The organism is Halobacterium rubrum (assembly GCF_021729015.1).
Lineage (GTDB): Archaea > Halobacteriota > Halobacteria > Halobacteriales > Halobacteriaceae > Halobacterium > Halobacterium rubrum.
This window is the reverse complement of the sequence record NZ_JAJQQZ010000004.1, coordinates 258,517-266,234: the sequence shown is the minus strand read 5'-3', so window position 1 is coordinate 266,234 and position 7,718 is coordinate 258,517. Positions and strand designations below refer to the sequence as shown.

Below are 7,718 nucleotides of genomic sequence, written 5' to 3'. Positions count from 1 at the left end.
TCTTTCGAGAGATAAAACAACGAACTTCCTCGTTCTCAAACTGTTTCAGCCACGCCAAAGCAGAAACTGCCGAAGATTGGCTCAGATCGTTCAGCTTCGCATGGAATCAGCTTATCTGAACACTACCCCTGCGTCCGCGCGCGCTGCTTGGATTGCCGGCAAGCGCACTCCGGTTTTGTCTACCCATCTCCTGAACGCGGCTCAGTTTTACTCGACGGGTACGCCCTCACTCATCGGGTATTGTTCGCTCTTACCCGTGACTCCCCTGGGAAGCCCTACTACTACTACTAACACGAATCGTGGATAACGTCGTTCAGATGCACAATCTGCCCAACTCCCAGATCCGTTGAGTTACTTCTGCGTGACTTGAATCCAATCTGCTATCCTTGGAGGTCTAGTTAGATGGTTCAGTCCAACAGACTAACCATCCAGTCTAATTATACAGTATAACTAGTTACTCTAACTGGACAGTCTAACTAGATAGTCTAATTACTTTTTTACGTGTGTGGAGCTTACTGGTGTCTATGCTGACGTACACGACGTATTCTGAGGCAGGTGGGGTGGGGAAAAGTACCCTCGCCGCCAACCTCGCTGACGCTCATGCACAGCAAGGGCGAGACGTGCTAGCAATAGATCTCGACCCACAACAAGGTTCTCTCACGTACTTACTCGGCATTACCACCCCACGTGAAGACGGCGACGCCGACAATCTCGCGCGCCATCTTATTGATCGCCCAAAGGACGAATTTTCGGCGCTCATCCACGACACTCCCTACGGCTTCGACGTCATCCCATCGCACAACATGTTAGAGCGGCTCCCCAGTCTCCTCACCAAAGCCGAAGAGATGGCGACCGACATGGGGGAATCGTTCGAACCGAACACGCGACTCCGTGATGTACTAGCTGACGCTGGCATTCCAGCGGAATACGATACAATCATCATTGATCCACCCGCCACAGTAGGTCCTCATCTATACAACGCGGTGGCGGCGACTCGATCACTCGTCCTCCCGGTTGAACCGACTGGAAAGGGCATGCAGTCGATCGAAGGCATTGAGGATGTGGTTACGAATCTCAGCGAGAAGCTCGGATTCGACGTTGGAGTACTAGCGGTGGTACCAAACGGGATTGGCAAGACCTCGAACCAAGAACAGTACCTCGGACAGATTCGAGAACTTGGTTATAATGCCCCCGTTGCGTTGCGTGACCGGTCCTCCCTCTTTGAAGGCTGTTGGGACCAGCGTTGCACAGCATTCCACTACGCCGGGTACCATCGCAGCCGACGGCGTGACTACGAAGTCGAAACGCTCGACAAATTACGAGACCTGGCCACGCATATTCAGGAGGCTGGTGACCAATGACGGATGGCATGAAATCCGGAGCCGGCAGTGACCCATTCGCTGACGACTCCAACAGCGACGAACAAGCCTCCGACGTGAACAACGATGGGCCACAGGAGTCTGACTCCTCGACCAACTCGGGAGCTGATACTGGATCACCACCGGATAGCGAACCCAGCCGTGCCGAAGCGTCCGCATCAGAGAGTCCGAGTAATAGTGACGATCTCCCCTACATCTTCGAGCGAGACGGAGTCAAGGATAATCGGACGATGGTTCAATACTTCTTGAGAGAAGAGACAGAAGACATCGAAGCGGATGCGAAACGCGCTGTTGAACAGGAGCTCAATACAGACGTGTACCTTACCGACCTTCGTGAAGCGCTCGTTCGCATCGGCGCAGCACATATCGACGAGGTCGCAGATGAGCTCCGCGAGTGGGGCTATAGATACAAAGAAGAATAGCACCGGGAATTTCTAACATTCTACCGCTGGTATCCGGATTTGAATTACTCATTTCAGGTTTCAATTACCGTCGCTTGCTTGCGGTTTTACAGGGACCGTGGAGCATTTCAATTGAACATACATTATTCGGTTCGTCTGATCCTGGGATAATTGGTTTCAGTACAACCGGAAGTCTCGTACTCCAGTCCAGCCATATTACGGAAGCCATTGTAACATTCAATTAGCGGCCATCACAGCGCCATCTCCCGGTTTTCCATCATACACTGGTGATTCGGCACTGTCTAGTTGAGCTAGTTTGAGAAACGAGCAGGTCGTTGAGTGTCTTGTCCAAAGATGCTCGCAGACCTGCTCAGCGAGAGTTATGAACCGGGTTTAGAAGAATCTTGGGAGAATGAGCGGACGGCGACGCCCGTCAGGGCATTCGCCGTCCGCCTCCATCAGACCGGTTGCTCGCTTCGGGAAACAACAACAATTCTCGCCGAATTAGGCGTACAACGCTCTCATGGAGCGGTTTGGAATTGGGTGCATCGGCTGGCTGACAGCGGACGCGACCCGCCGACGGCGTCGCCGTCGCGGGTCGCTGTTGACGAGACCGCTGTCAAGATCAACGGTGAGTGGTCTTGGTTGTACGCTGCAATAGACATCGAGACAAAGTTGATCCTCGATGTCGCGTTGTTTGGGCAGCATGGCACCGATCCAGCAGCTGCGTTCCTTGCTGGACTCCGCGAGAAACACGATCTCTCCGAGGCTGAGTTTCTCGTCGATCAATTCGGCTATCGGACTGCCCTTGCTCGGTTAAGATTGAGCGGTCAGGTCAACTACATCGATCGAAACCTCATCGAAAAATGGTTTCACACCCTCAAAATGCGTATCGACCGCTTCCATAATTCATGGGTGGGCAGTCGGTCAAGCGTCCGCGAGTGGCTTGAACAGTTCGTGCACTACTATAACCGCCACAGACCACATCAAGCGCTCGACGGACAAACGCCGATCGAGGCGGTGCAGAACTAGACAGTGCCGGTGATTCCAATGTATCTGAATTCTATCATCGGTGGTTTCCGGCTCATGTGTTCCGCAGCCAAAACGGACTCTGGAAGACGTCCAGGGCCACGAATATCGGTAAATCCACCCATGGAATTCGGACCAGTAATAATACACTATTGTCCCCCATTGAGGGGCGATAAGGGATGGGCTGCGGAAGTTCTTCTACCAATCAAGCGACACTATCTGGTTTCGGGTGAGTGCTGGGTCGGTTGACTCTAGGGTTTTCTCTTTGAGTTTCCAAGTGGTCGTCCAGTCAGCGACTGGCCAGTCATAAGCATCATTCTCGTAGGCATCCTCGGTTTCTTCCTGCCCGTCGGAGATATTGAAGTCGGAATCAAATGTTCCATTTGGGAGTTCGGCTAGGCCGGCGCGGAACCAGTGGTTGAAGACAGTATATGCCGTTTCGCGTGAATCGAAGACTGCGACTGGTTTGACGTCGTGTTCGTTGAGGGTTTTGAGCTTCCAGTACGTCCTCCGGTAGAGCTTCCAGTTGTGATGTTCGGTCATGACTTCTCGGGCGTACACTTGGCCGTCTTGATCGGTTCCCAAGACGTCGATGACGTAGTCTTGCCAGGGGCGGTACGAGGTGCTGTGCCAGTCGCGGAGTTCGTCGTGGAGTCGTACGAGACCGGTGGTGACGCGGTGGACGAGTCCTTCGTGGGGATCGCCGTGGAGATTGGGGAGGTCGTTGCGGCCGTTGATGAGGGTGCGGCCTTTCTGTCCCAGGTCGTACCACGCTTGCTTTCGTAAGAGGGTATTTGGTTTGAGGAATGAGTTTGGGCGGTTGAACCAGTCGGCGGCTTCGAATGCGAGGATGACGTGTTTGCCGAGGTCTGTATTGTAGTACAGGCGGTTGAGGGTGTCTTCGTTTAGATCTGTCGTCAGTTCTGTGATGCGGGGGCAGTGGTCGGCCAGTAAGTGGACGCCACAGACGACTTCGCCATTCCAGAGTCGCGCGATGCGTTGCAACAGTGTGCGCCGGTCGTCGTTGAGGGTGACGGTCGGGTCCGGTTTGCTCTTTAGGCGGTTTTCAGCTTGGGTTTTCCAGTGGTCGGGGTTAACGCCAGTCGGTCTGGGAGGGTTCAATGGGTCGTACTGGAATCGGGTTTTGAATTGGCTTCGGGAGTACCAGCGTAGTCGGGGCTGCTCACCGGCCGTAATCATCTGTACGTAGTCTTCGCTTGTATTGGCGTCCGGAATGTTGAACTCGATTGGCTGTTGGTCGTAGTCATCCATCTCTCGTGGGATTCGTTGATACCAATCGAACGGTGGGTCAGCGTCGGACGGAACCGGGATCACTTCGAACGTGAATGGACCGTGTGGTTGCGGTGGTTCTATTCGACCGCCATACAGGTCAGCGCCGGGAAGCCAGCTGTCGTCAACTGGTGGTTCAAACGGAGATAGCCTCATCACTCTATAATAGACTCCTGCCACGGAAAATAGTTAGCCAAAACACGGGGTAGAGGCCCTATACAGCCCACTCACAGCATTTTCGGCATACTCACAGTACGACTATATCGCACCCATTCAACTAATTTACTTTTCATTGAGGGTGTCATAGAACTCTTGTCACACCGTGATGATCGTACTTCCCGGATTGTCTCCACGCTCGTAGTTGGTGATACCGACGACGAGGCGAAGGCACAGGGCAAGAAACACCTGCGCTCGTGCGTGGACGCGGCCTCGGGCGTGTGTTCGCCCGAGGCCGCAGTCCTTCACTGATTCGTTGGTTCGTTCGACTCCTGTCCGGCGGTTGTACGTCTCATCCAACGTGGACTGCTTCAGCTGCACGTCCTCGCTGTGTTCGTTGATGCGGTCTTCGACCCGGTACTCGATGTCTTTCGGGTCGTCAGTGTTTCGCGCGTTGTATGGAGCGACTGGCACGACCCCTGCGGCCAGCAGGTGGTCGTGCCAGTCGAGCGTGTCGTAGGCGCTGTCACCGACCATCCAGATCGGCTTGGCGACGGCGAGCGCGTCACGTGTGACGCGCATCGCCGTCTCCTCTGGCGCTTGCTTACTCTCGGTGAACTCGGCTGCAATCGGGATCTTTTGCCCGGTCGAGACGATCGTGCAACCATAGCCGTAGTAGTACTCGTCTTCGGTTGGATCGTAGCACTTCGACGCGTCTTGATCGGCGGGCATCGCCCTCACGTCAGTTGAATCGATACAGTAGGTCACGTCGAGCAGGCCGCCCGCCGCGGCCTGCTCGACGAGTCGGTCAAAGACCTCGTCGACGACGTGGTCGAGGTCGGTAAGGAAACGATCGACGGCGTCTCTGGACGGCGGTCGATCGAAGCCACAGCTCAGCCAGACAATCGTGTTCCGAAGTTCTCGTTCAACGGGGCGAATGCCGTAGATGTCGTGGTAGTAGCAATGGAGGAATCCACGCATCAACTCTGGTGGTTCGTGCTCTCGTGTTCGCCCCGTCTGCGCCGGGGCGAACACGTCGAACTCGTCGAGAAACTCGAAGGAGAGATGCTCAAACAGCGCTAGCGTCTCGGTCTCCGCGACATTGAAGAACGACTCTACCGACGGATCATCTTGCAGGGTCGCTGAACTCATCCACCTCAGCGTTCACCCTGCTCTTTGGTGTGCTACTCGTTCTATGACACCCTCACCGCTAGGCAACCGAGGTGTGAGGCTTAGCTAAAGACGAATGCCCGTGCTAAACACTCAGGAACCAGTCCGCTGGCCCACTCGTGATGTCGCGTGGAGTGAGGTCACCGATCTCCTCGCAGCGCAGGGCGGACGGAAGTGCATAATCTGAACACGATACGTTATTTGCTGTCGATAGCCGTCCACGGGAACACGCTAACTTCGCTCTGGGTGTGCCAGACTTCCGGCCGTTGTCCTCGTCGGGGTTTGTCTTAATGTGGCTTCGCCCTAACCGTTACATTAAGATAATTTATAAAATAGCATAATGAAATGTAGCCCAGAGAATGATTGTGGAGATGTGTTAAGACACCATCATCACCAAACAAATTTTGCGAAAAATGGGATAACGTAAAAATAGAACCATATAAATCTCTGGGGAATCAATAAGGTATTTGGAAGTGGGAAGGTTTCAGTACTATCGTCAGACATGATCGGCATCTCGGTCTCTTTGTATGATAAGTTCGAAGACTTGGGTGTACTAATCGACATTATTAGGGAAAATTGGGAGGAGGATTACTTCATATCGGTCTGTTCAAACCACCCCGAGGCTGAAAAACGGATATCTGAACTCGGATACGATATTGATTATTTCGAAAAAGGAGCAGACATTAATTACGACGATTCAATGGATGAGTATCGGAAGAGTGTAAATCTCAAATATAGGGTTTACAATACTATAAGAACGGCGTGTCGGGGAGCACTTTCAGCAGACGGCGTCGAATATATGATGCATCTGCACGCCGATGCTTGGCCGCTCTCAGAAAAGAAATTGCATAAATTGATCGACGAGGTGTCAGAGCGAAATGCTTCCATTGGCTTCAAAGCAAGAACTCGCTTCTTTAGAAACCGCTATACTCCCGGTCATTTTAGCGATCAGTTTATCGTATACGATGCAGATGCTGCTAAATCTGCCGATCTTTTCCAAAGAAAAGCGCTAGACTTCCCGCCAGACTATGTAATCCACCAGATCTTACCTATGATTTCCCTGGTGAAATTCGGTTGGGACGAGATATATCATTATTCAACACGAAGTGAGGAAATGCACTGGGATGGAAAGCCAATATTTGACGTTAGAAACCCGGCAAGACCCATGCTATATAATCCAAAATATGAACAAGTACATATTGCAACAGAAGACTTCGACCAAGACTTAGGGAAATCGCTCCAGGCATACTATTTAAATAAGCATGGTATATCGGATGGTCCACGAGTGAAGTCACACTTAGATTCATACAGCATTCCAGAGGAGGAACTTTTCAATCGAATCAACGAGTATTTTGATTCCCTCGATAAGCGCTTACGTTGGTATGGACTGTCATCCGAGAGCTTTGGCCGTAATGTGAATCACATAGAAGACTTTCTTAGAAGCCCATTTAGAAATAAAATAAAAAAGGTGGCGGATACTTATGGCAAACTAGCTCTGTCCAAATACTTCAGAGATGATGAAATGGAAGAAAACATACACCAATGGTATAATGACAAGTTGGACGAGGGTGATTACCCTAGTCGTTTCCCTGATGCTGTATGTGATGATATTGATTGACTGTTTGGTAAATAGGGTGAAGTTGTAGTGGTTAAAGCTGCCAATAACAACGATACCGAATTTGAATAGCGCTGTAAGAGTATTTACGATGTGGCTGAGGGAAACCACGTTTATTGGAGGGATGTTTCGTCGGATTCGGCCATCTTCATTCAAGAATCACATTTCTACTAATTGCTTCAAACTTTCCTGACTTCAAGAAAGTTGGATATATTATTAACGGAGAGCGGTCCTCCTGGAATTTATGTAAGATATAGATCAAATGGGGGTTCGGCTAATCAGCCTTCGTCGTCGCCCATCCGTAGCTGCCGCACCAGATTCAGGTGCATGAGGTAGAGGTGCATGCCGATAACGAACAGCAGAGTCCCATGCCGTTAAAATCAGTGGCTGCAGCATCACGTCGACAGCGCTCGCGAACGAATCGGTGTTCTAGGGGAGGACCACGAACAGCGCGAGGGCGAACGCGAGCAGGATGATCGAGAGGCTGGCAGCGACGAACCGCGAGTAGCGGCCGACGTGCTGGAGGCGGGCCTCGATGTCACCGCTGCTCGGCGATTGGTGGGTTTCGGGTGAGAGAGACACGAGTCGCTGGTTCGTTGGGCAGCCAGCGTTGAGAGGGTCTGCCTGTCGTCGCAAGTGCCTGGGGGCGCCGTGGCTCCATCGGAACCGAACTGGTTT

7 protein-coding genes and 1 pseudogene are annotated in these 7,718 nt (G+C 52.3%); 5 read left to right on the top strand and 3 right to left on the bottom strand.

What is annotated here, in order from left to right:
• From LT971_RS15360 to LT971_RS15345, 4 genes and pseudogenes are all read left to right on the top strand, one after another.
• Positions 1-119: pseudogene (locus LT971_RS15360) on the top strand (IS6 family transposase); the annotation flags it as partial.
• Between the two features lie 405 nt (positions 120-524).
• Entirely contained in the window at positions 525-1,361 is an 837-nt protein-coding gene (locus tag LT971_RS15355) for a ParA family protein (protein ID WP_237007824.1), read from the top strand.
• Positions 1,358-1,801: a DUF7970 domain-containing protein gene (locus LT971_RS15350; RefSeq protein ID WP_237007823.1), complete on the top strand. Its 444-nt coding sequence runs from the start codon at positions 1,358-1,360 to the stop codon at positions 1,799-1,801. Before LT971_RS15355 ends, LT971_RS15350 begins: the two co-directional genes overlap by 4 nt.
• A 333-nt stretch (positions 1,802-2,134) precedes the next feature.
• Positions 2,135-2,812 carry an IS6 family transposase gene (locus tag LT971_RS15345; protein ID WP_237007822.1) on the top strand — a complete coding sequence of 226 codons (678 nt, stop codon included), beginning with the start codon at positions 2,135-2,137 and terminating at the stop codon, positions 2,810-2,812.
• A 195-nt stretch (positions 2,813-3,007) separates the two neighbouring features.
• On the opposite strand, the gene LT971_RS15340 is transcribed toward LT971_RS15345, so the two are convergent.
• Both LT971_RS15340 and LT971_RS15335 read right to left on the bottom strand, forming a co-directional pair.
• Entirely contained in the window at positions 3,008-4,081 is a 1,074-nt protein-coding gene (locus LT971_RS15340; protein WP_237007821.1) for a hypothetical protein, read from the bottom strand.
• Between the two features lie 333 nt (positions 4,082-4,414).
• Complete coding sequence (locus LT971_RS15335; protein ID WP_237007820.1) at positions 4,415-5,407, bottom strand: transposase; 993 nt, start codon at positions 5,405-5,407, stop codon at positions 4,415-4,417.
• Between the two features lie 520 nt (positions 5,408-5,927).
• On the opposite strand from LT971_RS15335, the gene LT971_RS15330 reads away from it, so the two are divergent.
• Positions 5,928-7,043 (top strand): hypothetical protein, encoded by a 1,116-nt coding sequence (locus LT971_RS15330; RefSeq protein WP_237007819.1) that lies wholly within the window; start codon positions 5,928-5,930, stop codon positions 7,041-7,043.
• A gap of 426 nt (positions 7,044-7,469) precedes the next feature.
• Here LT971_RS15330 and LT971_RS15325 read toward each other — a convergent pair whose 3' ends face one another.
• Positions 7,470-7,622, bottom strand: coding sequence for a hypothetical protein (locus tag LT971_RS15325; protein ID WP_237007818.1), 153 nt, complete (start codon positions 7,620-7,622; stop codon positions 7,470-7,472).
• Between the last annotated feature and the right edge of the window lie 96 nt (positions 7,623-7,718).